Genomic DNA, 22,100 nt, shown 5'->3' with positions numbered 1-22,100 from the left:
TATGAAACCGCTGGATCACCTGGAGCATCTGGACAAGCACCTGGTCGACGAGCTGGCGCAGGTGGCCCGCGAGACCGTCCGCGACGAGCTGCGGCGCCAGACGCGGGAGAGGCGCCGCACCGCCCTGCTGTACGCGGCGTCCGGCGCGGCCGCGCTGTACGCGGGGGCGGCATTCGCGCTCGCCGTGGGACTGGCGCTCGCCCTCGGCCTGCCCGGCTGGGCCGCCGCGCTGATCACCGCCGCGATCCTGGGCGCCGCGGCCTACGCGCTGCGGAGCGCCGCGCGGCCGTCCGCCGGCCCGCGGGACGAGGCCGAGCACGCCGTCGGCACCGCGCCGGCCGCGCCCGCGCCGGAGCCCGGAGCGGCCCCTCCGTACCCGCCGATGCCGCCCGTCGCCCCCGCCGCGGGCACCCCGGAGCCCGGGGCGGCCGGGCCGGCCGTGCCGCGCCCGGACGACGCCGACCCCGCCTCGCCTCACCATCGGGCCTGACACCTGGCCCGACGGCGAGCGCGGACGCCCCCTGTCACGCGGGACGTCTCAGGTCAGCTGCGGCAGCACCTTGGTGCGGTAGAAGTCGAAGAAGCCGCGCACGTCCGGGCCGATCTGATTGACGTAGACGGCGTCGAAACCGGCGTCCGCGAACTGGCGCAGCTCGGCGACGTGCTCGTCCACGTCGTCGCCGCACACCCGGTTCTCGCGCACCATGTCCTCGGTGACGAGCTGCTGGGCCTGTTCGAAGTGCTTGGGGGAGGGGAGCACCTGGGAGAGTTCACCGGGCAGCTGCTCGTTCGCCCACAGGCGGTGGACCGTGCGGACGGCGGTGTCCTGGTCGGTGTCGTAGCAGACCTTGGTGCCGCCGCTGACGAGCTTCGCCCCGCCGCCGCCCTTGCGGTACTGCTCCACCATCGAGGCGTCCGGGGCGACCGTGATGTAGCCGTCGCCCACGCGGGAGGCCAGCTTGACGGCGGCCGGGCCGAAGCCGGAGATGTCGATGGGCACGGGCTCGTCGGGGACCGTGTACAGACGGGCGTTCTCCACGGTGTAGTGCGTGCCGTGGTGGTTGACCTCCTCGCCGATGAACAGGCGGCGCATCACCTGGATGGCTTCCTCCAGCTTCTCCAGGCGTACGTGGGCCGCGGGCCAGGGGCCGCCGACGATGTGCTCGTTGAGGGCCTCGCCGGTGCCCACGCCGAGGCGGAAGCGGCCGTTCGTCATGACCGCGCTGGTGGCGGCGGCCTGCGCGACGACGGCGGGGTGGATGCGGACGGTGGGGCAGGTGACCGCCGTCTCGATGGGCAGCGAGACGGCTTCGGAGAGGGCGCCTATCACCGACCACACGAACGGGCTCTGGCCCTGCGCGTCGTTCCACGGGTGGTAGTGGTCCGAGATCCACAGCGCCTGGAAACCGGCCTGCTCGGCCATCCGGGCCTGCTCGATCAGCTCCGCGGGGCCGTACTGCTCGCAGGAGAGGAAGTAGCCGTACTGGGGCATGGGCGGCGCCTCCGGGGTGGGGGTGGGGTGGGTGGTCGGTGGGGCGAGTACCCAGGGCTCCGCCGGTGCAACGGGGGTGTGGGTGCGGTTGGCTGGGGCTGCGCCCCCGGTCTCCCTTCGGGGGGTGTTTGCCCGCCCGCCCGCCCGTCTCGGTTGGGCAGGAGGCGCCGTCGCGGGGCTGCGCCCCGGACCCCCTCAGGGGCTCCGCCCCTTGCCCCGGCGGGGGCGGCGCCCCCTGCATCCCCCGGCAGGCTCCCCGAGCCCCCGACTACGAGCAGCCCTCACTCCACCCGGCCCACAATCGGCGGAGCCACGTCCGCCCGTCCCAGTCGGACCGTGTCCGCTTGCCCGGGGCGGGGCCTGCCTACCCGCCCGCGGCGGGAGCGCGTCCACCCGCCCCGGCGGGACAGCGTCCGCCCACTACTCGCGGGAGCGAGTCCACCCGCTCCCGGCGGGGCCTGCCCACCCGCCCCGGCGGGACAGCGTCCACCCCCCTGGCGGGACCGCGTCCGCTCGCCCGCGGTGGGGTCACGTCCGCTCATCCCAGTCGGGCCCCCTCCGCTTGCCTCGGCGGGACCTGTCCGCTCGCTCGCGGCGGGAGCGCGTCCACCCGCCCCGGCCGGACAGCGTCCGGCAGCCCCTGGCGGGACCGTGTCCGCTTGTCCCGGCGATGCCGCGTCCGTTCGCCCGTGGCGGGACAGCGTCCGCCAGCCCCTGGCGGGACCGCGTCCGTTCATCCCAGTCGGGGCCGCTTCCGCTTGCCCTGGCGGGACCTGTCAGCTCGCCCGGGGGGCGGGAGCGCGTCCACCCGCCCCGGCCGGACAGCGTCCGGCAGCCCCTGGCGGGACCGTGTCCGCTTGTCCCGGCGATGCCGCGTCCGTTAGCCCGTGGCGGGACAGCGTCCACCCGCCCCTGGCGGGGCCACCGTGCGCTCATCTCAGTCGGGGCCGCGCCTGCTTGCCCTGGCGGGACCTGTCCACCCGCCCCGGCCGGACGCGTCTCCCCACCCGCTCCTGGCGGGACCGTGTCCGCTTGTCCCGGCGGTGCCGCGTCCGCTCGCCCTTGGCGGGACAGTGCCCACCCGCCCCGGCCGGAGTGCGTCCACCCGCTCCGGCGGGACAGCGTCCGTCCCCCTCCCTGGCGAGACAGCCTCCGCCCCCGCCCCTGGCGGGACCGCGTCCGCTCACCCCCGGCCGGACAGCGTCCGCTTGCCCCCGTCGGGGCCACGTCTCGCCCAACCCCGCCGGGACCACGGTCGGCTCACCGGAGCAACCAGGTGCCCCCCTCGCCGGGACCACGTCCTGCCCACCCCTTGGGCAACCACGTGCCCCCCCCGGCCGGGACCACGTCCTGCCCACCCCTTGGGCAACCACGTGCCGCCCCCGCCGGGCCACGTTTGGCCAACCCCCGGAGGGAAACGCGGGGAGGCGGTCCGTTGTGTGCGAGACGGAGAGGGTGAGGACGTCGTGGGTCGACCCCGGGTGGTGATTGTCGGTGGGGGGTTCGCCGGGTACCGGGCCGCTCGGGTGCTGGGGCGGATGGCCCGGGGGCGGGCCGAGATCACGCTTGTCAATCCGACCGACTACTTCCTGTATCTGCCGCTGCTGCCCCAGGTCGCCGCCGGGATACTCGAGGCGCGCCGGGTGACCGTGTCACTGACCGGGACGCTGCGTGGGGTGCGGCTGGTGCTCGGGGAGGTCGGGCGGGTCGATCTCGACGCGCGGACCGTGCACTACACCGGGCCCGAGGGCGACAGCGGTGCCGTGCCGTACGACCGGCTCGTCCTGGCCGCCGGCAGTGTCAACAAGCTGCTGCCCGTCCCCGGTGTCGCCGAGCACGCCCACGGCTTCCGTGGGCTGCCGGAGGCCCTTTATCTTCGTGATCACGTGATCCGGCAGATCGAGCTGGCCGCCGGCGGTGACGACCCCGCCGCCTGTGCCGCCCGCTGCACCTTCGTGGTCGTCGGCGCCGGATACACCGGTACCGAGGTCGCCGCGCAGGGGCAGCTCTTCACCGACGCGCTGGTGCGCAACCACCCCTTGCGTCAGGGCATGCGCCCGCGCTGGCTGCTGCTCGACGTCGCCGAACGTGTCCTGCCCGAGCTGGACGAACGGCTGTCGCGCACCGCGGACCGCGTACTGCGCGAGCGGGGCGTCGACGTGCGGATGGGGACCTCCGTGAAGGAGGCCACCGAGCGGGGTGTCCTGCTCACCGACGGCGAGTTCGTCGACACCCGGACCCTGGTGTGGTGCGTCGGGGTCCGGCCCGATCCGCTCGCCGAGTCGCTGGGCCTGCCGCTGGAGCGCGGACGGCTCCTCGTCGAGCCCACCCTCCGGGTGCCGGGACGCCCCGAGGTGTTCGCCTGCGGTGACGCCGCCGCCGTACCGGATCTGGACGAGCCGGGGTCGTACGCCCCGATGACCGCCCAGCACGCGTGGCGGCAGGGCAAGGTCGCCGCGCAGAACGTGGCCGCCTCGCTGACCGGCGGCGCGCTGCGGTCCTACCGGCACCGGGACCTGGGCTTCGTCGTCGACCTCGGCGGCGCGCAGGCCTCCGCCAATCCGCTGGGGCTTCCGCTGTCCGGGCCGGTCGCGGGGCTGGTCACCCGCGGTTACCACCTAGCGGCGATGCCCGGCAACCGGGTGCGCGTCGCCGCCGACTGGCTGCTCGATGCCGTACTGCCCCGCCAGGGCGTCCAGTTGGGACTCGTACGGTCCTGGTCGGTGCCCCTGGACACGGCCTCCCCGGAGCTGGCCCGGACACCCGGGGCGCCCGGGCGGCAGGAGCCCGCGCCCGCCCAGCGGCCCGGGCCCGACGCCCTCGACGCGGACCGTCCCGCGCCCGGTCCGGTCAAGCGCACCGACGAAACCCGCACGGAAGAAACCCGCACCGACGAAACCGATACCGACGCTCAAGGAGACACATGAACACCGGTGAACTCGTCGAACTCGGCCAGCAGTTGCGCGTGGACAGCGTGCGCGCGGCCGCCGCCGCGGGCTCCGGGCACCCGACGTCCTCGATGTCCGCGGCCGATCTGATGGCCGTCCTGCTCGCCCACCATCTGCGCTACGACTTCGACCGGCCCGACCATCCCGGCAACGACCGTTTCGTGCTCTCCAAGGGCCACGCCTCACCGCTGCTGTACGCCGCGTACAAGGCCGCCGGGGCGATCGGCGACGAGGAACTGCTGACCTTCCGCAAGCTCGGCAGCCGGCTCGAGGGGCATCCGACCCCGCAGCGGCTGCCCTGGGTGGAGACCGCCACCGGCTCGCTCGGGCAGGGCCTGCCCGTCGGGGTGGGCATCGCGCTGTCCGGCAAGCGGCTGGAGCACGACGGCTACCGCGTATGGGTCCTCACCGGCGACAGTGAACTCGCCGAGGGGTCGGTGTGGGAGGCCGCCGAGCACGCCGGCCACGAGCATCTCGACAACCTGATCACGATCGTCGACGTCAACCGGCTCGGGCAGCGCGGGCCCACCCGGCACGGCCACGACCTCGACGCCTACGCCCGCCGCTTCAAGGCCTTCGGCTGGCACACGATCGAGATCGACGGCCACGACGTCGACGCCGTCGACCGGGCCTACGGCGAAGCCCTGTCCACCGCCGGGCAGCCCACCGCGATCATCGCCCGCACCCTGAAGGGCAAGGGAGTCGAGGGCGTGCAGGACCGGGAGGGGCTGCACGGAAAGCCGCTGCCGGAGGCCGAGGAGGCCATCGAGCAGCTCGGTGGGGAGCGCGACCTGCGGGTGCAGGTGCACGAGCCGCCGACGGTCACCGTGGTGCGGTCCGCGACCACCTCGCCCTACGAGCTGCCCCGCTGGGACAAGAGGGAGGAGGCCGCCACGCGGGACGCCTACGGCAAGGCCCTCGCCGCCCTCGGACACGGGCGCGGCGACATCGTCGCGCTCGACGGCGAGGTCGGCGACTCCACGCGGGCGGAACTGTTCGCCAAGGAGCACCCCGAGCGGTACATCGAGTGCTACATCGCCGAGCAGCAGATGGTCGCGGCCGCCGTCGGCGTCGCCGCGCGCGGCTGGGTGCCGTACGCCGCGACGTTCGCCGCCTTCCTCACCCGCGCCCACGACTTCGTGCGCATGGCCTCCGTCAGCGGCTCCGGCATCAATCTCGTCGGTTCGCACGCCGGGGTGGCCATCGGGCAGGACGGGCCGTCCCAGATGGGCCTGGAGGACCTGGCGATGATGCGGGCCGTGCACGGCTCCACGGTGCTGTACCCCTGTGACGCCAACCAGACGGCGAAGCTGGTCGCCGCCATGGCCGACCTGGACGGCATCCGCTATCTGCGCACCTCGCGCGGCAAGAGCGCGGTGCTCTACGGGCCCGACGAGGAGTTCCCCGTCGGCGGCAGCAAGGTGCTGCGCTCCTCCGGCCGGGACCGGCTGACGATCGTCGCGGCCGGGGTCACCGTGCCCGAGGCGCTCGCCGCCGCGGACGCGCTGGCCGCGCAGGACATCGCCGTACGGGTGATCGATCTGTACTCGGTCAAGCCCGTGGACGCCGAGACGCTGCGGCGGGCCGCCGAGGACACCGGCTGTCTGCTCACCGTCGAGGACCACCACCCCGAGGGCGGGCTCGGCGACGCAGTGGCGGAGGCCTTCGCCGACGGGCGGCCCGTGCCGCGGCTGGTCCGGCTGGGGGTGCGGAACATGCCGGGCTCGGCCACGCCCGAGGAGCAGCTGCACGCCGCCGGCATCGACGCCGAGTCCATCGCGGCGGCCGGGCGGCTGCTGGTGGGGGAGGCGGTCGTGCGGTGAGCGACGGCGACACGCGCACGGTGCGGGCCGGGCGCCGGAGTGTGCCGGTGCACCGGCCCGGCAAGGTGCTCTTCCCGGGCGACTCGGGCGCCAAGGAGTACACCAAGGGCGATCTCGTCGACTACTACCGGTCCGTCGCCGCGTTCATGCTGCCGCATCTGCGCGGCCGGCCGCTGATGCTGGAGCGGCATCCCGACGGCGTCGACGGGCCCCGGTTCATGCAGAAGAACACGCCGGAGCACTATCCGGAGTGGATCACCCGCGTCGAGCTGCCGAAGGAGGACGGTACGGTCTGCCACACGGTGTGCGACGACATCTCCAGCCTCGTCTACCTCGCCGACCAGGCCTGTCTCACCTTTCACCGCTGGCTCTCGCGCACCGGCAGTATCGACACGCCCGACCGGATGGTCTTCGACCTCGACCCCTCCCGTGACGACTTCGCGGCCGTCCGGGAGGCCGCCCGCCGGCTGGGCGACCTGCTCGACGAGCTGCGCCTGCCGTCCGCCCCGATGACCACCGGGTCGAGAGGACTGCACGTCGTCGTCCCCCTGGCCGGCCATCAGGACTTCGACACCGTACGGCAGTTCGCGCGCGACGTCGCCGAGCTGCTCGCCGCCGAGCACCCCGGCCGGCTCACCACCGCCGCCCGCAAGAAGGACCGCGGCGACCGGCTGTACCTGGACATCCAGCGCAACGCCTACGCGCAGACCGCCGTCGCCCCGTTCACCGTGCGGGCCCTGCCCGGTGCGCCCGTCGCCGTCCCCCTCACCTGGGATCAGCTGGACGACCCAGGCGTCGACGCCCGCCGCTGGACCATCGCCGACGCCGTCGACCAGGCCCGCACCAACCCGTGGGCCGGGCTGATGGACAGGGGCCGCACGCTGGGGCCCGCCCGGCGCCGCCTGGACGCGCTGCGCGGTTGACGGGCCACTCCGTGCGATCGAAGTCGCCCGTGCCGCCTGCGCCTGCCCTCGTGAAGGTTTGGCCATGGCACGAGCGGCCACACGGAGGAGAGAGGTGGCCATGGCGAACACAAAGAACACGCGAGATTCGCAGAATTCACCGAACGAACCCGAAGAGCGGGAACCCGACGAGGAGCGGCAGCCCGCAGAAGAGCGGAAGCCCGCACAAGAGCGGGAGACCGCAGAGGAGCGGCCCCGTCCGATGGAGGTGCTCCGCAACGCACGGGCCCAGCTCGCCGAGCTGACCGGTATGAATCCGGAGTCCGTGTCGTCCTTCGAGCAGACGGAGGACGGCTGGGCGCTGGAGGTCGAGGTCCTCGAACTCGCTCGGGTCCCCGACACGATGAGCCTGATGGCGAGCTACCAGGTGGAGCTGGACCCCGAGGGGCAGCTCACCGGTTACCGGAAGGTCCGTCGTTACGAGCGCGGCCGGGCGGACGCCCGCGGCCGGTAGTCAGCTCGCTCTCGACGACCGAACACACACGATCACGACAGAAGGAGGCACGGTCCGTATGACCGTTGTCCCGGCACAGCAGTCCGGCGGCGGAGGCGGCAGCAGCGGCCTCTACGACGTTCTCGAGCTCGTCCTCGACAGGGGGCTGGTCATCGACGCATTCGTGCGGGTGTCCCTCGTCGGCATCGAGATCCTGAAGATCGACGTACGGGTCGTGGTGGCCAGCGTCGACACCTACCTGCGCTTCGCCGAAGCGTGCAACCGGCTCGACCTGGAGGCCGGGCCGCGCAAGGCCCCCGGCCTGCCCGACCTGGTCGGCGAGATCACCGAGTCCGGCGCGAGCGGCAAGTCCAAGGGCGCCCTGTCCGGTGCCGCGCAGACCATCTCGGACGCGTTCAAGGAAGCACGCGGCGAGGGTGAGACCGAGGAGCGGCGGCCCCGCAAGAGCACGGCCGCCCGCCGGAAGGAGGAGCAGGAGTGAGCACGTACGTCTACGGCATCACGGCGAGTTCCCACCCGAAGCTCCCCGAGGGTATGGACGGTGTCGGCGAGCCCTCCCTGCCAGTCCGCATCCTCAGGGCCGGTGAGCTGGCGGCCGTCGTCAGTGACGCCCCCGAAGGGCTGCGGCCCAAGCGGCGCGACCTGCTCGCCCACCAGAACGTGCTCGCCGAGGCGGGTGCGGCCGGCTGCGTGCTGCCCATGCGGTTCGGCAGCGTCGCCCCCGACGACGACACCGTCACCTCGGTGCTCACCGAGCGCGCCGACCACTACAAGGAACGCCTGCGCGCCCTCGACGGCCGTGTGGAGTACAACGTCAAGGCCAACCATGTGGAAGAGGCGGTCCTGCACCGGGTGATGTCCGAGAGCCCGGAGATCCGCACCCTCGCGGAGGCCAACCGGCAGGCGGGCGGCGGGAGTTACGACGACAAGCTGCGCCTCGGCGAGATGGTCGCCGCCGCCGTGAAGGCCAAGGAGGCCGAGGACGGCACCGCCCTGCAGCGGCTCCTGGAGCCGGCCGCCGACGCGGTCAGCGCGGGGCCGGAGTCCACCGGCTGGCTGGCCAACACGTCGTTCCTGGTCGAGAAGGACAGCGCCGAGCAGTTCCTGGCCGCCGTCGAGCAGGCCCGCACGGACATGCCGCAGCTGGAGATCCGCGTCAACGGCCCGCTGCCGCCCTACAGCTTCGTCGACCCGGGCCCGGCCGAGCACACGGCCACCCTGGCCGGCAGCACGGACACCGAAGAGGGGTGACGGCATGGGCCTGCTCGGTGAGGTGTTTCTGCTGCCGTTCGCCCCGGTGCGCGGCAGCGCGTGGGTGATGAGGCAGGTGCTCCAGGAGGCGGAGCGGATCTACTACGACCCGGCCACCATCCGGACCGAGCTGGCCCGCCTGGAAGAGCGGCTGGAAGCCGGAGAGATCAGCGAGGAAGAGTTCGACCGTCAGGAGGACGAGCTTCTCGACCGGCTGGAGACGGCGACGCGCGCGAGCGCGGGAACAGGTGAGTGGACAGCGCAATGAACCGAGTCGGACTGGGCCTCGCGGTAGGGGCCGGATACGTCCTCGGACGTACCAAGAAGGCGAAGCTGGCGATCGCCGTCGGCAGCATGGTCGCCGGCAAGCGGATGAACCTCAGCCCGCGCATGGTCGCGGACCTGGTGAATCAGCAGCTCAAGAACAATCCCCAGGTCAAGGAGATCGGGGACCAGCTGCGCGGTGACCTGCGAGGCGTGGGCAAGGCGGCCTCCGGCGCCCTCGTCGAGCGGCAGATCGGCGCCCTCGCCGACCGGCTGCACTCCCGTACGGCCGATCTGCGTGATCAGACCTCCGGCGGCTCCGGCCGCGGCGAGCGGGACGAGGAGGACGAGGAGCCGGAGGACGACGCCGAGGACCGCGACGAGGACGAAGCCGAGGACCGGGACGAAGACCGCGACGAGGGCGCCGACGACGAACCGGAGAGGTCGCGCGGCGAGCGCGACGCCCGGGCGAAGAAGGCGACCGGCTCGGCTCGGAAGGCCAAGAAGGCGGCCAAGAAGGCTCCGGCCAAGAAGGCCGCCCCCGCCAAGAAGACCGCAAAGAGGGCGCCGGGCCCCGGCGCCGCAGCGAAGAAGACCGCCTCGGCCGGTAAGACGGCCGAGAAGACCGTCGGCCGGGACCGGCAGGCGAAGGGAGGCGGTGAACGATGACCGATACCCTGGGAGCGGCCGGTTCCGCCGGTCGGGACGCGGCAGGCGCCGCCGGGAACGCGGCGGGCAAGAACCCGCTCACCGACCTGGCGCACAGCGAAGCCGCCGACCGGCTCAAGGCCGAACTGCAGGACTACCTCGCCGCCCAGGCGACCCGGATGCTCAGCGGTGTCGGGCACAAGCTCGGCGAGACCACCCTGAAGCTGAACGACATCGCCGAGGGCAAGAGCCCGGGCTTCGCCAAGCTGGCTCTCGACGGCGGTCGCAAGATCGCCGAGGGCAAGGGCCCCGTCCGCACGGCGCTGGAACTCGGCGCCTCCCGAGCCAAGGACAGCGTGATGGGCAAGCTGAAGGGCCTCGGCGGAGGCAAGAAGGGCGGCAAGGGGCGCGCCGGCAACAAGCCGACCGTGATCATCGAGCAGATCGACGTCGGGGTGCCGCTGCGCACCGCCTACGACCAGTGGACCCGGTACCAGGACTTCAGCACCTTCGCCAAGGGCGTCAAGAGCGCGAGCCGCGCCGACGACACCCATTCCGACTGGCAGGCCAAGGTGTTCTGGTCCAGCCGCAGCTGGAAGGCGACCACCACCGAGCAGATCCCCGACCAGCGCATCGCCTGGACGTCGGAGGGCGCCAAGGGCACCACCAAGGGCGCGGTCACCTTCCACCGGCTCGCGGACAACCTCACCCGCGTCCTGCTGGTGATCGAGTACTACCCCTCCGGCCTGTTCGAGAAGACCGGCAACATCTGGCGCGCCCAGGGCCGCCGGGCCCGCCTCGACCTGAAGAACTACGCCCGCTTCATCACCCTCAAGGGAGAAGTGGACGAGGGCTGGCGCGGCGAGATCGAGGACGGCGAGGTCGTCCGCAGCCACGAGGAGGCGCTGGAGGCCGAGGAAGCGGAAGGCGACGAGGCCGAGGACGAGAACGGCGGCGAGGAGACCTCCGAGGCCGAGGACCAGGCCCCCGAGGAGGAGGACGAGGAAGAGGAGCCGTACGACGAGGAGGAGGGCGAGCACGAGGACGAGCCCGAGGAGGGCTCCGAGGACGAGGGCGCCGGGGACGCCGATGAGGAGTACGAGGAAGAGGAGGAGGATGAGGACGAGTACTCCGGGAGCCGGCGATGACCACACCCAGCCCGATGGCGGGCCGGATGCCCGAGCCCTACGGGGGCGGCAGCGGAGCCAACCTCGCCGACATCCTCGAGCGCGTCCTGGACAAGGGCATCGTCATCGCGGGTGATATCCGGATCAACCTGCTCGACATCGAACTGCTCACCATCAAGCTGCGGCTCATCGTCGCCTCCGTGGACAAGGCCAAGGAGATGGGCATCGACTGGTGGGAGACCGATCCGGCGCTCTCCAGCCGTGCCCGCCGCGACGAACTCACCCGCGAGAACGCCGAGCTGCGGGCCCGGCTGGCGGAGCTGGAGCCCGGGCGAGGCCAGGAGGAGGCCCCATGACCGGACTGCGGTACGTCTACGCCGTGTGCCGCCCGTTCAGCGCGCCACTCCAGGCGCAGCTGACCGGGGTGGGCGGCGCGCCGCCCCGGCATCTGACCCACCACGGCCTGGTCGCCGTCTACAGCGAGGTCCCGGCGCGGGACTTCGCCGAGGAACCGCTGCGCGCGCATCTGGAGGACCTCGACTGGGTGACCGAGACGGCCCGCGCCCACCAGGGCGTCATCGACGCGCTGACCGTGGTCACCACCCCGCTGCCGCTGCGCCTGGGCACCGTCTTCCACGACGACAGCGGGGTGCGCACCATGATGGAGGCCCGCGAGCGCGACTTCCGGCGCACCCTGGACCGGCTCCAGGGCAAGGTCGAGTGGGGCGTGAAGGTGTACGCGGAGGCGCAGGGCGAGGAGGCGCAGCGCGGGGTGCCGTCACCGCAGGCCTCCTCCACGGCGGCGCCGGCCGCGTCGGGGCGGGACTATCTGCGCCGCCGCAGCATGAGTGCCAGGGCGCACGAGGACATGTGGCAAAAGGCCGAGGAATTCGCCACGCGGCTCCATGAGTCCCTTTCCGCGCACGCCGACGATTCCCGGGTGCACGCACCACAGAACCCGGCGCTTTCCGGGGCCGCCGGACGCAATGTGCTCAATGCGGCCTATCTGGTGCCGCGGGCGGCGTCCGAGGAATTCGTGGAACTCGTCGACCGGACCAAGGACGACGTCCCGGGAATGCGCGTGGAACTCACGGGCCCCTGGGCCGCCTATTCGTTCGTGGAGACCCCGCGGCCGGTGGGGGAGGGGTCCGGGTGACCGTCGTCGAACGCCGTGAGATCGCGCTCGTGGACCTGCTGGACCGGCTGCTGGCCGGCGGCGTGGTGATCACGGGGGACATCACCCTGCGCATCGCCGACGTCGATCTGGTGCGCATCGACCTCAACGCGCTGATCAGCTCGGTGAACGCCCAGGTGCCCTCGCCGTTCGAGCCTCTGGTTCCGTCGCGCAAGGAGCTGCCGTGACCGACCGTCGCATGGACCTCGATCCCGACACGGTGGAACGGGACCTGGTCAAGCTCGTCCTGACCGTCGTGGAGCTGCTGCGCCAGCTCATGGAGCGCCAGGCCGTGCGCCGCTTCGACGAGGGCGACCTGAGCGAGGAGCAGGAGGAGCGCATCGGGCTGACCCTGATGCTGCTGGAGGACCGCATGGCGGAACTGCGCGACCGCTACGGACTGCGGCCCGAGGACCTCAACCTGGACCTCGGGCCGCTGGGACCGTTGCTTCCTCGCGACTGACCTCCCCGGGGAAGCCCCGGGGAGGCCGGTCACGGCCGGGAGTCGGGCTCCCGGTCACCTCACCACCTGTACCAGCGGCCCCTGCCGCCCGCCGCGCCCGTGCTCCGCAGCAGGAACCCCAGCAGCCACACAACCAGAACCGCCAGCGCGATCCACCAGAGAACCTTCACTGCGAATCCGAGACCGAAAAGGACGATCGCCAGAAGCAGTACCAGCAGGATGGGAACCATAGTCTGAACCTCCTGTTTTCCGGGTTTCCCGAAAAAGGGGATTCAGACGTCCTTCCGGCACAGAATTTCGCCGTGCAGGACCGCGAACCAGCCGTCCTCGCGCTTTCCCCATTCCCGCCAGCCGGCCGCCACGGCGGCCAGCTCCGCCTCGGTGGCGTGCCCTCCGGCGACGGCCAGCCCGGCGAACTGGGAGGCCGTCGTGCGCTCCGCCCACAGACCGCTCCACCACTGCCGTTCCTCGGGCGTGGCGAACGTCCAGGTGGCGGACGACGCGGTGACGTCGGTCAGGCCCGCCGCGCGCGCCCACGCCGCCAGCCGGCGCCCCGCGTCCGGTTCGCCGCCGCCCGCGCGGGCGACCCGGTGGTACAGGGCCAGCCAGTCGTCCAGCGCGGGCAGCTGCGGATACCAGGTCATCGCCGCGTAGTCCGCGTCGCGGACCGCGATGAAGCCGCCGGGCTTGGTGACCCGTGTCATCTCCCGCAGCGCCTGGACCGGGTCGCTGACGTGCTGCAGCACCTGGTGGGCGTGGACCACGCAGAAGGTGTCGTCCGGGTAGTCCAGGGCGTGGACGTCGGCGGTGGCGAAGTCGACGTTCGTCAGGCCCCGCCGGTCGGCCTCGGTCCGCGCCTGCTCCAGGACGCCCGCTGCCCGGTCGACGCCGGTGACGTGTCCGTCGGGGACCAGCGCGGCCAGGTCGGCGGTGATCGTGCCGGGACCGCAGCCGATGTCCAGGATCCTCATGTGGGGCTTCAGTACGCCGAGCAGGTAGGCCGCCGAGTTGGCGGCGGTGCGCCAGGTGTGCGATCGCAGCACCGACGCGTGGTGCCCGTGCGTGTAGACGGCCGTCTCCTGCGCTTCCGACATGGCTGTGCCCCTCCTCGTCGAACCCCGGCCGGATGCCCCGGCCGGTGCTCGCCACGGTACGCGCGTCGGCCGCATGATGAGATGCGCGTATCGCAATGTGGTCTGACGGCGCGTCAGCGCGTGGTCACGGGCCGGTAGACGGTCAGCGCCTGCGGCAGCTTCTCCACCGCCACCTCGCCGTGCACCTCGGCCACTTCACCGTCGTACGCGAGCAGCGTGCCCGGGGCCACACCGGCCAGCCGCAGCCGGGGCACCTGCACTGCGGCGTGTGCCGGGGAGCGGGTCAGCGGGCCGGCGACGGCGGCGGCCAGCAGCCTCAGGGCCGGGTGGCGCCCGCCGTGCACGACCCGCACGTCCAGCTGCCCGTCCGCCAGGTCCAGGCGGCGGCCCGGGGCGAGGCCCATGCGGTGGTAGGTGCCGTTGCCGACGAACAGCAGCCACAGCGGGTGCGGCCGGCCGCCCACTTCCGCCTCCAGCGGATGCCGGTCGGCGCGCAGCACGCGCAGCGCCGCCAGCACCCCGGCCGGCCAGCCGCCGACGCGGCGCGCCCAGCGGTCCCGCTCGCGCACCAGCTCCGGATACACACCGAGGCTGAGGGTGTTGACGAAGATGCCGCGCTGCTCGCCTGAGGTGAACCGGCCCACGTCCACGCGCACCGCCTCGCCCCGCGTCAGCGCCCCGGCCAGATCGCGGACGTCCTCCAGGCCCAGGTCGAGGGCGAAGTGGTTCAGTGTGCCGCCGGGCAGCACCGCGAGCGGCAGGCCGTAGCGCAGGGCGACCTCGGCGGCCGTGTTCACCGTGCCGTCGCCGCCGCACACGCCGAGCGCGACCGCCCGCGCCGCCGCCTTCTCCAGCTCCGCCGGCACGTCCTGCGGCGCGCACTCCACGACCTCGGCGCCCGGCAGCGCGTCCCGCAGCGCCCGCACCCGGTCGGCGGTGCCCGCGGCGGTGTTCGCCACCAGCACCAGGCCCCGCCCGTCCGGCAGCACCGGTGCGTCCGCCCGCGGCCGGGCCGGCGGCGCCGGCTGCCCCCGGGTGGGCGCCAGACCCCGTACGGCGAAGGCGGCGCCCGCGCCGAGGGCCGCGCCCGCCAGCACGTCGCTCGGGAAGTGGACGCCGGTGTAGACGCGGGACATCGCCACCGAGAACGCCACCGGCGCCACGACCGCGCCCCAGGCCGGGGACTCCAGCGCCACCCCGGTCGCGAACGCCGCCGCCGACGCCGCGTGGCCCGACGGGAACGACGTGGTGATCGGCTGCCGCTTCAGCTGCCGCACCAGCGGAACCGGGTCCAGCACCGGGCGGTCGCGGCGCACCGAGCGCTTGCCGAGCGTGTTGACGGTCAGCGAGGCCAGCGCCAGCGAGGCCACGCCGCGGGCGGCGGCCCGGCGGCCGCGGGGGGTGCGGCTCGCCGCGATGGCGGCCGCCGTCGCGAACCAGAGCAGTCCGTGGTTGGCGCTGCGGCTCAGCCGGGGCAGCACCGGCTCGGCGGCCGGCCAGTGCCGCTCGGCGGCGAACTCGAAGAGACGGCAGTCCAGGGCGAGCAGCTTCTGCCGCAGGGGGTGCCCCTTGGACCGGGGCGCGGTGAGGTCGACATCGGGACTCATACCCTGGCGATTACCCTGAAGTGGCCGTTTGCCGACCGGGGGGCCACACCGCACGGAGACCGCCGTATGCGTCTGCTGCTCGTCCGCCACGCCGAGACCCCGTCCAACGTGCGCCATCTGCTGGACACGGCGGCGCCGGGGCCCGCGCTGACGGCCCTCGGTGAACAGCAGGCCGCCGCGTTGCCCGACGCGCTGGCGGGCGAGGACATCACGGCGCTCTACGCCTCCCCCCTGGTCCGCGCCCGGCTCACCGCCGCCCCGCTGGCCGCCGCCCGCGGCCTCGACGTGCGCGTGCGTGACGGCATCCGCGAGGTCACGGCCGGCGACCTGGAGATGCTGCCCGGTGACAGTCCCCAGGGTGAGCTGTACATGAAGACCGTGTTCGCCTGGGCGGCCGGGGACACCGCGCTGCGCCTGCCCGGCGGTGAGAGCGGCGAGGAGGTGCTGGAGCGCTTCGACACGGTGGTCGCCGAGGCCGCGGCGACCGGCGCCGGGACGGCCGCCCTGGTCAGCCACGGCGCCGTGATCCGTCTGTGGACCGCGGCCCGCGCGGCCAACGTCGACATCCCTTTCGCCGCCGCCCATCCCCTGCGCAACACCGGCGCGGTGGCCTTGGAGGGCAGCCCGTCCACCGGCTGGACGGCACTCACCTGGGCGGACGAGACGGTGGCGCCGTCGGGCGAGGCGGGCCCGACGGGGGAGGCCGTCCCGGCCGCCGAATGACACGATCCTCCGTGGCCGCACCACGGACCCCGCCTTAAGAGTTTGCCGTCGCCGCATGCCGCACCGGAGAATGCCTGCCCATGGGACATCTGGAAGCCGCGCACCTGGAGTACTACCTCCCCGACGGGAGGGCACTGCTCGGTGACGTGTCCTTCCGGGTCGGCGAAGGCGCCGCCGTCGCGCTCGTGGGCCCCAACGGGGCCGGCAAGACCACGCTGCTCAGGCTGATCTCCGGTGAGCTGAAACCGCACGGCGGTTCCGTCACCGTCAGCGGCGGGCTCGGCGTGATGCGCCAGTTCGTCGGGTCCGTACGGGACGACACGACCGTACGCGACCTGCTGGTCTCCGTGGCGCCGCCCCGTATCCGCGAGGCCGCGGCCGCCGTCGACTCCGCCGAGCACGCCCTGCTCACCGTGGACGACGAGGCCGCCCAGCTGCAGTACGCGCAGGCCCTCGCCGACTGGGCGGAGGTGCGGGGCTACGAGGCCGAGACGCTGTGGGACATGTGCACCATGGCCGCGCTCGGCGTGCCGTACGAGAAGACACAGTGGCGGCAGGTGCGCACGCTGTCCGGCGGTGAGCAGAAGCGGCTGGTGCTGGAGGCGCTGCTGCGCGGCACCGACGAGGTGCTGCTGCTCGACGAGCCGGACAACTACCTCGACGTGCCCGGCAAGCGCTGGCTGGAGGAACGGCTGCGGGAGACCCGCAAGACCGTCCTGTTCGTTTCCCACGACCGTGAGCTCCTCTCCCGCGCCGCCGAGAAGATCGTCTCGGTGGAGCCCGGGCCGGCGGGGGCCGACGCCTGGGTGCACGGCGGCGGCTTCGCCACTTATCACGAGGCCCGCCGGGAACGCTTCGCCCGCTTCGAGGAGCTGCGCCGCCGCTGGGACGAGAAGCACGCCCAGCTGAAGAAGCTGGTGCTGAACCTGCGCCAGGCCGCCAGCGTCAGCCATGAGATGGCCTCCCGCTACGCGGCGGCGCAGACCCGGCTGCGCAAGTTCGAGGAGGCCGGACCGCCGCCCGAGCCGCCGCGCGAGCAGGACATCACCATGCGCCTCAAGGGCGGCCGCACCGGCGTACGCGCTCTCACCTGCGAGGGCCTCGAACTCACCGGCCTGATGAAACCGTTCGACCTGGAGGTCTTCTACGGCGAGCGGGTCGCCGTCCTCGGCTCCAACGGCTCCGGCAAGTCGCACTTCCTGCGCCTGCTCGCTGGTGAGGGCGTGGCGCACACGGGCCGGTGGAAGCTGGGCGCGCGGGTCGTGCCCGGGCACTTCGCGCAGACCCACGCCCACCCGGAGCTGGTGGGCCGCACGCTCCTGGACATCCTGTGGACGGAACACTCCCAGGACCGGGGCGCGGCGATGTCCCGGCTGCGCCGCTACGAGCTGACCCAGCAGGCCGAGCAGACCTTCGACCGCCTCTCCGGCGGCCAGCAGGCCCGCTTCCAGATCCTGCTGCTGGAACTCGCCGGCGCCACCGCCCTGCTCCTGGACGAGCCCACCGACAACCTCGACCTGGATTCCGCGGAAGCCCTCCAGGAGGGCCTGGAGGCGTTCGAGGGCACGGTCCTCGCCGTCACCCACGACCGCTGGTTCGCCCGCTCCTTCGACCGCTACCTGGTCTTCGGCACGGACGGTCACGTCCGCGAGACGGCGGACCCGGTGTGGGACGAACGACGGGTGGAGCGGGCCCGCTAGGGTCTGTCCGGATCCCGCCCCACCCGTCAGTGGCCTCAGCTCCAGCGCAGCAGGGCTCCGAGGCCACCCGCCGGGGTGTCGTCGCCGCGCTCCGGCAGGGCCGGGGTGACCGAGATGGCCGGGGCACCCGTCATGACCACCGAGCGCAGCAGGGCGTCGTCGGCCCGCGTCGACCACGAGTGCTGCTCACCGAGCGTCTTCAGCTCCGTGCGGCGCACCGCCAGCTGGTCGGGGTCCTCACCGATCCACACCTCACGGTGCGTGTCCGGGCCGTCCGGCCGGATCAGCAGCTCGTCGATACGGTGCTCGCGGGCCGCCTCCACCAGCGCGGGCACACCCTCCACGGCGGCCGCGCGGCCCTCGCCGCCCGGGGTGCGGGCGGCCAGGAAACGATCCAGGTCCTCCTGCGCCCGCCGCCGCACATGCTCGGCGCGCGCCCGCTCCACCTCCTCGGCGAGCAGCCGGCTGCCGCTGCCGTGGTCGGCCTCGACCGCGCACCCGCGCAGCCGCTGCGGCAGCCGCTCGTGCACGGTCCGCCGCTCGCGCGCGTCACCCACCAGGATCAGCAGGTCGGCGCCGGTCTCTTCCTGGCACACCGCGAGCGCGTCGGCGATCTCCGCCGCGTTGTGCTCCCAGGTGTTCTCCACCCGCAGCTGGAAGTGGCGCTCCGACCAGTCGGCCGAGCCGGTCCGGTGCACCGGCCACTGCCGCCCGCTGACCGTGCCGGCCTCCTGGCTGCCCAGGCCCGAGCGCAGCTCGAAGTCCGCGCCCTTGCGGTCGATGTACGCCACCACGCACACCGGGTCCTCCCCGGCGAGCTCCAGCAGCGGCGACACCCGCGGCAGCGGAGCCCACTGCGCGGAGCTGCCCCGCACCGGCGCCCGGGCCAGTGGCGGGTCCAGCACCACCTCACCGTCCCTCGCGAACAGCGCGCGTCCGTGCGGATCACTGGCATGGCGCAACTCGTCCACGGCATCGCGCACCGCACGGCAGGTCGCCTCGTCCGCCCCTTGCCCGGCCAGCTCCCGCGCCACCGCCTGCGCCGTCAGTTCCCGTTCGTGGGCCGTGTCCTCCGCATGGCGTGAGAGGTCGACGTACACGGAGGCCCAGGGGCCGGAGTGTTCATAGAGTGGATGCAGAAAGGCGAGATCCATGGCTCCCTCCCGTGATGAGCTCGGGGGTAGTGCTCACGGGCGGGTACCCGGACCGCATGAACGAACACGACCGACCGGACGGGGCCACCATGAGCGGAGTCGACCCAGGGCGACTGGACGACCAGCAGCTGATGAGGGAGCTGGAGAACATCCACCGCACGCGTCACGACACCCTGCTGTACGGCTCGAACGACGCGCTGCGCGCCCACAACGAACGCATGGCGCAACTCGAGGGCGAGTACCTGCGCCGCAATCCGAGCCGTCCTGTCGCGGCCGGCCGTACCCGGGAAGGCGCCCGGGAACGCGGAAGCGGGGAGTCGGCGACTCCCCGCTCCTGACCTGCTGACCGTCCCAGTCCCGCGCGGGCCGCTCAGGCGGCCTGCCGGGACTCCTGCGCGAACACCTCCAGATACGTCTGGCAGAAGGCCTTCAGATCGTCCGGCTTGCGGCTGGTGACCAGCTTGTTGGGTCCGTGGTCGCAGACCTTGACCTGCTCGTCGACCCAGGTGCCGCCCGCATTGCGGATGTCCGTCTCAAGGCTCGGCCACGACGTCAGCACCCGCCCGCGTACGACGTCGGCCTCGACCAGCGTCCACGGGGCGTGGCAGATCGCGGCGACCGGGCGGCCCTGCGTGAAGAAGTCCTTGACGAACGCCACCGCCTTGTCCTCCATCCGCAGGAAGTCCGGGTTGGCGACACCACCGGGCAGCACCAGCCCGCCGAAGGAGTCGGCCGAGGCGTCCTGGACGACCTCGTCGACGGGGAAGGTGTCGGCCTTGTCCAGGTGGTTGAACGCCTGGATCTCGCCGGACTCGGTCGACACCAGCACCGGCTCGTGCCCGGCGTCCTTCGCCGCCTGCCACGGGTCGGTCAGCTCGACCTGCTCGACGCCCTCGGGGGCTGCCAGGAAAGCGATACGCATGATCATCCCTTCGTACGTGTGGACTGCGTGCCGGTGACCGCCTCGGCCAGCTCCTGGACGTTGCCGTAGTGCGCCTTGCGGGGCAGGCGCTCCAGCGCGTCCACGAGCGGGTCCGGCGCGTTGTTGCGGCGCAGCACGCCGATCAGTTCGTGCGGGCCTGCCGGGAACGAGCCGCGGCCCAGGATCCGCGCCAGCTCCAGGCGAACGGTCTCCAGGGAGGAGCCGAGGCCACCGGGCGCCACCGGGCCGCCCCAGACCTGCGGGTCGTCGTCGGCGGCCGGCTCCGGGTCGTGCCACTCCTCGGTCCGGGTCGGGTGGCCGGACCGGAGCAGACCCTGCAGTTCGTGCTTCCTCTCGTTGTCGCGGTGCACGCTCATCCGGTCACTGCCTCGCTGCATGTCACGTTCCTTTCGGAGGCTTACTTCTTGTCCCGGCCCGGCAGGAACTCCTGCACCTTCGCCTTGAAGCCCTGCTTGACCATCGAGCCCCGGTCGGCGTCGCCCTTGAGGATCGACGCGATCGTGGCCTCCATCTGCTCCCAGGTGGCGTGCGGCGGGACCGGCGGCACCGCGGGGTCGGTGAGGAACTCGATCACCGCCGGCCCGTCGGCTTCCAGACCGGCCCGCCAGCCCGCCTCCACGTCCTCCGGCTTCTCCACCCGCACGCCGGTCAGGCCCAGCGAGCGGGCGAACGCCGCGTACTGCACGTCCGGGATCGCCTGCGACTGAACGAAGGACGGCGCACCCTCCATGGCCCGCATCTCCCACGTCACCTGGTTGAGGTCCTGGTTGTTCCACACGGCCACCACCAGCCGCCGGTCCTGCCAGCGGTCGGCGTACTTCGCCGCAGTGATCATCTCCGCGAGGCCGTTCATCTGCATCGCGCCGTCACCGACCAGGGCGACCACCGGCCGGTCCGGGTGGGCGAACTTCGCGCCGATCGCGTACGGCACCCCGGGGCCCATCGTCGCCAGCGTGCCGGACAGCGAACCGCGCATGGTGCCGCGCATCGTGATGTGCCGGGCGTACCAGTTCGCGGTCGATCCCGAGTCGGAGGTGACGATCGCGTCGTCCGGCAGCAGCGGGTCCAGCGCGGCGGCGACGTACTCCGGATTGATCGGGTCGGCGGAGAGGTTCGCGCGCCGCTCCATCACCTGCTGCCAGCGCTGCACGTTGTCGCACACCGTGTCGAACCACTCCCGCCCGCGGCCCGAGTCGATCATCGGGATCAGCCGGTCCAGCGTCGCCTTCGCGTCACCGACCAGGTTCACCTCGTACGGGTAACGCATGCCCACCATGTGCGGATCGATGTCGATCTGCACCGCCCGGGCCTTGCCGAACTCCGGCAGGAACTGCGAGTACGGGAACGACGAGCCGATCGTCAGCAGCGTGTCGCAGTCCCGCATCAGCTCATAGCTCGGGCGGGTGCCCAGCAGCCCGATCGAGCCGGTGACATACGGCAGCTCGTCACTGAGGACGTCCTTGCCGAGCAGCGCCTTCGCCACGCCCGCGCCGAGCAGCTCCGCGATGTGCTGCACCTCCTCGCGCGCGTGCGCCGCGCCCTGCCCGACCAGGATCGCCACCTTGTCACCGGCGTTCAGCACCTCCGCCGCCCGGCGCAGCGACTCCTCCGAGGGGATCGCCGTCCACGAACTGCGGTCCAGGCTGGAGGGCACCATCTTGAACGCGTGGCCCGGCGGCGAGTAGTCCAGTTCCTGCACGTCCCCCGGGATGATCACGGCCGTCGGGGCGCGCCGCGCGTACGCGGTGCGGATGGCCCGGTCCAGCACGTTCGGCAGCTGCTCGGGCACCGTCACCGTCTCCACGAAGTCGGAGGCGACGTCCTTGTAGAGCGTGTGCAGGTCGACTTCCTGCTGGTAGGAGCCGCCCATCGCGGTGCGGTGCGTCTGGCCGACGATCGCCACGACGGGCACATGGTCCAGCTTCGCGTCGTACAGCCCGTTCAGCAGGTGGATCGCGCCGGGTCCCGAAGTGGCCGCGCACACCCCCAGCCGGCCGCTGAACTTGGCGTATCCGACCGCCTCGAACGCGGACATCTCCTCGTGCCGGGACTGGATGAAGCGGGGCTTGTCCTCGGCGCGTCCCCAGGCGGCGAGCAGTCCGTTGATGCCGTCACCCGGATAGCCGAACACACAGTCCACGCCCCAGTCGCGCAGCCGCTCGAGGACGTAGTCGGACACCTTGCTGCTCATGAAGGACCTCCAGGTCGCATCGGCATCGGGGGGCGTCAGCACGGAACGAGTCACCCGCAGGCATCCCGGAAAACCTGAGCCC

The 22,100-nt window shown here is 72.8% G+C and carries 25 protein-coding genes; 17 read left to right on the top strand and 8 right to left on the bottom strand.

The features are described 5' to 3' along the window. The first annotated feature begins 1 nt into the window (after position 1). Positions 2–490: a phage holin family protein gene (locus tag AB0J12_RS00795; RefSeq protein ID WP_363261937.1), complete on the top strand. Its 489-nt coding sequence runs from the start codon at positions 2–4 to the stop codon at positions 488–490. Positions 491–538: 48 nt separating this feature from the next. On the opposite strand, the gene AB0J12_RS00790 is transcribed toward AB0J12_RS00795, so the two are convergent. After that, positions 539–1,492 carry an LLM class F420-dependent oxidoreductase gene (locus AB0J12_RS00790; protein ID WP_363261936.1) on the bottom strand — a complete coding sequence of 318 codons (954 nt, stop codon included), beginning with the start codon at positions 1,490–1,492 and terminating at the stop codon, positions 539–541. Positions 1,493–2,958: 1,466 nt separating this feature from the next. On the opposite strand from AB0J12_RS00790, the gene AB0J12_RS00785 reads away from it, so the two are divergent. The 13 genes from AB0J12_RS00785 (at position 2,959) to AB0J12_RS00725 (ending at position 12,606) form a co-directional block, all read left to right on the top strand. Next, a complete protein-coding gene (locus AB0J12_RS00785; RefSeq protein WP_363261935.1) occupies positions 2,959–4,419 on the top strand; it encodes an NAD(P)/FAD-dependent oxidoreductase in 1,461 nt (486 codons plus the stop codon). Beyond that, positions 4,416–6,263, top strand: coding sequence for a transketolase (locus AB0J12_RS00780; protein ID WP_363261934.1), 1,848 nt, complete (start codon positions 4,416–4,418; stop codon positions 6,261–6,263). The genes AB0J12_RS00785 and AB0J12_RS00780 overlap by 4 nt, the downstream gene beginning before the upstream one ends. After that, entirely contained in the window at positions 6,260–7,186 is a 927-nt protein-coding gene (gene ligD, locus AB0J12_RS00775) for a non-homologous end-joining DNA ligase (RefSeq protein WP_363261933.1), read from the top strand. Before AB0J12_RS00780 ends, ligD begins: the two co-directional genes overlap by 4 nt. 100 nt (positions 7,187–7,286) lie before the next feature. Then, a complete protein-coding gene (locus AB0J12_RS00770; RefSeq protein WP_363261931.1) occupies positions 7,287–7,679 on the top strand; it encodes a gas vesicle protein in 393 nt (130 codons plus the stop codon). A 58-nt stretch (positions 7,680–7,737) separates the two neighbouring features. Continuing rightward, positions 7,738–8,160 carry a gas vesicle structural protein GvpA gene (locus AB0J12_RS00765; protein WP_363261929.1) on the top strand — a complete coding sequence of 141 codons (423 nt, stop codon included), beginning with the start codon at positions 7,738–7,740 and terminating at the stop codon, positions 8,158–8,160. Further along, positions 8,157–8,930 (top strand): GvpL/GvpF family gas vesicle protein, encoded by a 774-nt coding sequence (locus AB0J12_RS00760; protein ID WP_363261928.1) that lies wholly within the window; start codon positions 8,157–8,159, stop codon positions 8,928–8,930. Before AB0J12_RS00765 ends, AB0J12_RS00760 begins: the two co-directional genes overlap by 4 nt. A 4-nt stretch (positions 8,931–8,934) precedes the next feature. Beyond that, on the top strand, positions 8,935–9,198 hold the full coding sequence (locus AB0J12_RS00755) for a gas vesicle protein GvpG (protein ID WP_363261927.1): 264 nt from the start codon (positions 8,935–8,937) through the stop codon (positions 9,196–9,198). Next, positions 9,195–9,863, top strand: a complete 669-nt coding sequence (locus AB0J12_RS00750; protein ID WP_363261926.1) for a DNA primase — start codon at positions 9,195–9,197, stop codon at positions 9,861–9,863. Before AB0J12_RS00755 ends, AB0J12_RS00750 begins: the two co-directional genes overlap by 4 nt. Further along, on the top strand, positions 9,860–10,990 hold the full coding sequence (locus AB0J12_RS00745) for an SRPBCC family protein (protein WP_363261925.1): 1,131 nt from the start codon (positions 9,860–9,862) through the stop codon (positions 10,988–10,990). The genes AB0J12_RS00750 and AB0J12_RS00745 overlap by 4 nt, the downstream gene beginning before the upstream one ends. Beyond that, positions 10,987–11,325 carry a gas vesicle protein gene (locus tag AB0J12_RS00740; RefSeq protein ID WP_363261923.1) on the top strand — a complete coding sequence of 113 codons (339 nt, stop codon included), beginning with the start codon at positions 10,987–10,989 and terminating at the stop codon, positions 11,323–11,325. Before AB0J12_RS00745 ends, AB0J12_RS00740 begins: the two co-directional genes overlap by 4 nt. Beyond that, complete coding sequence (locus AB0J12_RS00735; protein ID WP_363261922.1) at positions 11,322–12,125, top strand: GvpL/GvpF family gas vesicle protein; 804 nt, start codon at positions 11,322–11,324, stop codon at positions 12,123–12,125. Before AB0J12_RS00740 ends, AB0J12_RS00735 begins: the two co-directional genes overlap by 4 nt. Continuing rightward, positions 12,122–12,331: a gas vesicle protein gene (locus AB0J12_RS00730; protein ID WP_363261921.1), complete on the top strand. Its 210-nt coding sequence runs from the start codon at positions 12,122–12,124 to the stop codon at positions 12,329–12,331. The genes AB0J12_RS00735 and AB0J12_RS00730 overlap by 4 nt, the downstream gene beginning before the upstream one ends. Before the next feature lie 11 nt (positions 12,332–12,342). After that, positions 12,343–12,606 carry a gas vesicle protein K gene (locus tag AB0J12_RS00725; protein ID WP_363262268.1) on the top strand — a complete coding sequence of 88 codons (264 nt, stop codon included), beginning with the start codon at positions 12,343–12,345 and terminating at the stop codon, positions 12,604–12,606. 59 nt (positions 12,607–12,665) lie between these two features. Here AB0J12_RS00725 and AB0J12_RS00720 read toward each other — a convergent pair whose 3' ends face one another. The 3 genes from AB0J12_RS00720 to AB0J12_RS00710 all read right to left on the bottom strand — a co-directional run bounded on the left by AB0J12_RS00720 (position 12,666) and on the right by AB0J12_RS00710 (position 15,307). Then, positions 12,666–12,836 (bottom strand): hydrophobic protein, encoded by a 171-nt coding sequence (locus AB0J12_RS00720; RefSeq protein ID WP_363261920.1) that lies wholly within the window; start codon positions 12,834–12,836, stop codon positions 12,666–12,668. 42 nt (positions 12,837–12,878) lie between these two features. Beyond that, positions 12,879–13,700: a class I SAM-dependent methyltransferase gene (locus AB0J12_RS00715; RefSeq protein WP_363261919.1), complete on the bottom strand. Its 822-nt coding sequence runs from the start codon at positions 13,698–13,700 to the stop codon at positions 12,879–12,881. A 113-nt stretch (positions 13,701–13,813) separates the two neighbouring features. Further along, on the bottom strand, positions 13,814–15,307 hold the full coding sequence (locus AB0J12_RS00710; RefSeq protein WP_363261918.1) for a phosphatase PAP2 family protein: 1,494 nt from the start codon (positions 15,305–15,307) through the stop codon (positions 13,814–13,816). Positions 15,308–15,373: 66 nt separating this feature from the next. Here AB0J12_RS00710 and AB0J12_RS00705 point away from each other — a divergent pair, with 66 nt between their 5' ends. Next, positions 15,374–16,030: a histidine phosphatase family protein gene (locus AB0J12_RS00705; protein WP_363261916.1), complete on the top strand. Its 657-nt coding sequence runs from the start codon at positions 15,374–15,376 to the stop codon at positions 16,028–16,030. An 80-nt stretch (positions 16,031–16,110) separates the two neighbouring features. After that, positions 16,111–17,730 carry an ATP-binding cassette domain-containing protein gene (locus AB0J12_RS00700; RefSeq protein ID WP_363261915.1) on the top strand — a complete coding sequence of 540 codons (1,620 nt, stop codon included), beginning with the start codon at positions 16,111–16,113 and terminating at the stop codon, positions 17,728–17,730. Between the two features lie 35 nt (positions 17,731–17,765). On the opposite strand, the gene AB0J12_RS00695 is transcribed toward AB0J12_RS00700, so the two are convergent. Beyond that, positions 17,766–18,884 carry a Vms1/Ankzf1 family peptidyl-tRNA hydrolase gene (locus AB0J12_RS00695; protein WP_363261914.1) on the bottom strand — a complete coding sequence of 373 codons (1,119 nt, stop codon included), beginning with the start codon at positions 18,882–18,884 and terminating at the stop codon, positions 17,766–17,768. A 56-nt stretch (positions 18,885–18,940) separates the two neighbouring features. On the opposite strand from AB0J12_RS00695, the gene AB0J12_RS00690 reads away from it, so the two are divergent. Beyond that, positions 18,941–19,222 (top strand): DUF6158 family protein, encoded by a 282-nt coding sequence (locus tag AB0J12_RS00690; protein ID WP_363261913.1) that lies wholly within the window; start codon positions 18,941–18,943, stop codon positions 19,220–19,222. 32 nt (positions 19,223–19,254) lie between these two features. On the opposite strand, the gene AB0J12_RS00685 is transcribed toward AB0J12_RS00690, so the two are convergent. Genes AB0J12_RS00685 through AB0J12_RS00675 form a run of 3 tightly spaced genes read right to left on the bottom strand, consistent with a single transcriptional unit; the run spans position 19,255 to position 22,018 of the window. After that, positions 19,255–19,806, bottom strand: coding sequence for a type 1 glutamine amidotransferase domain-containing protein (locus AB0J12_RS00685; protein ID WP_363261912.1), 552 nt, complete (start codon positions 19,804–19,806; stop codon positions 19,255–19,257). A gap of 2 nt (positions 19,807–19,808) precedes the next feature. Beyond that, on the bottom strand, positions 19,809–20,204 hold the full coding sequence (locus AB0J12_RS00680; RefSeq protein ID WP_363261911.1) for a DUF2795 domain-containing protein: 396 nt from the start codon (positions 20,202–20,204) through the stop codon (positions 19,809–19,811). A 20-nt stretch (positions 20,205–20,224) separates the two neighbouring features. Continuing rightward, positions 20,225–22,018: a thiamine pyrophosphate-requiring protein gene (locus tag AB0J12_RS00675; protein ID WP_363261910.1), complete on the bottom strand. Its 1,794-nt coding sequence runs from the start codon at positions 22,016–22,018 to the stop codon at positions 20,225–20,227. Positions 22,019–22,100: the final 82 nt, after the last annotated feature.

Source organism: Streptomyces sp. NPDC049915, assembly GCF_040656475.1.
Classification (GTDB): Bacteria; Actinomycetota; Actinomycetes; order Streptomycetales; family Streptomycetaceae; genus Streptomyces.
The sequence above is the reverse complement of the archived record's forward strand: the minus strand, read 5'-3'. Positions and strand labels throughout refer to the sequence as shown.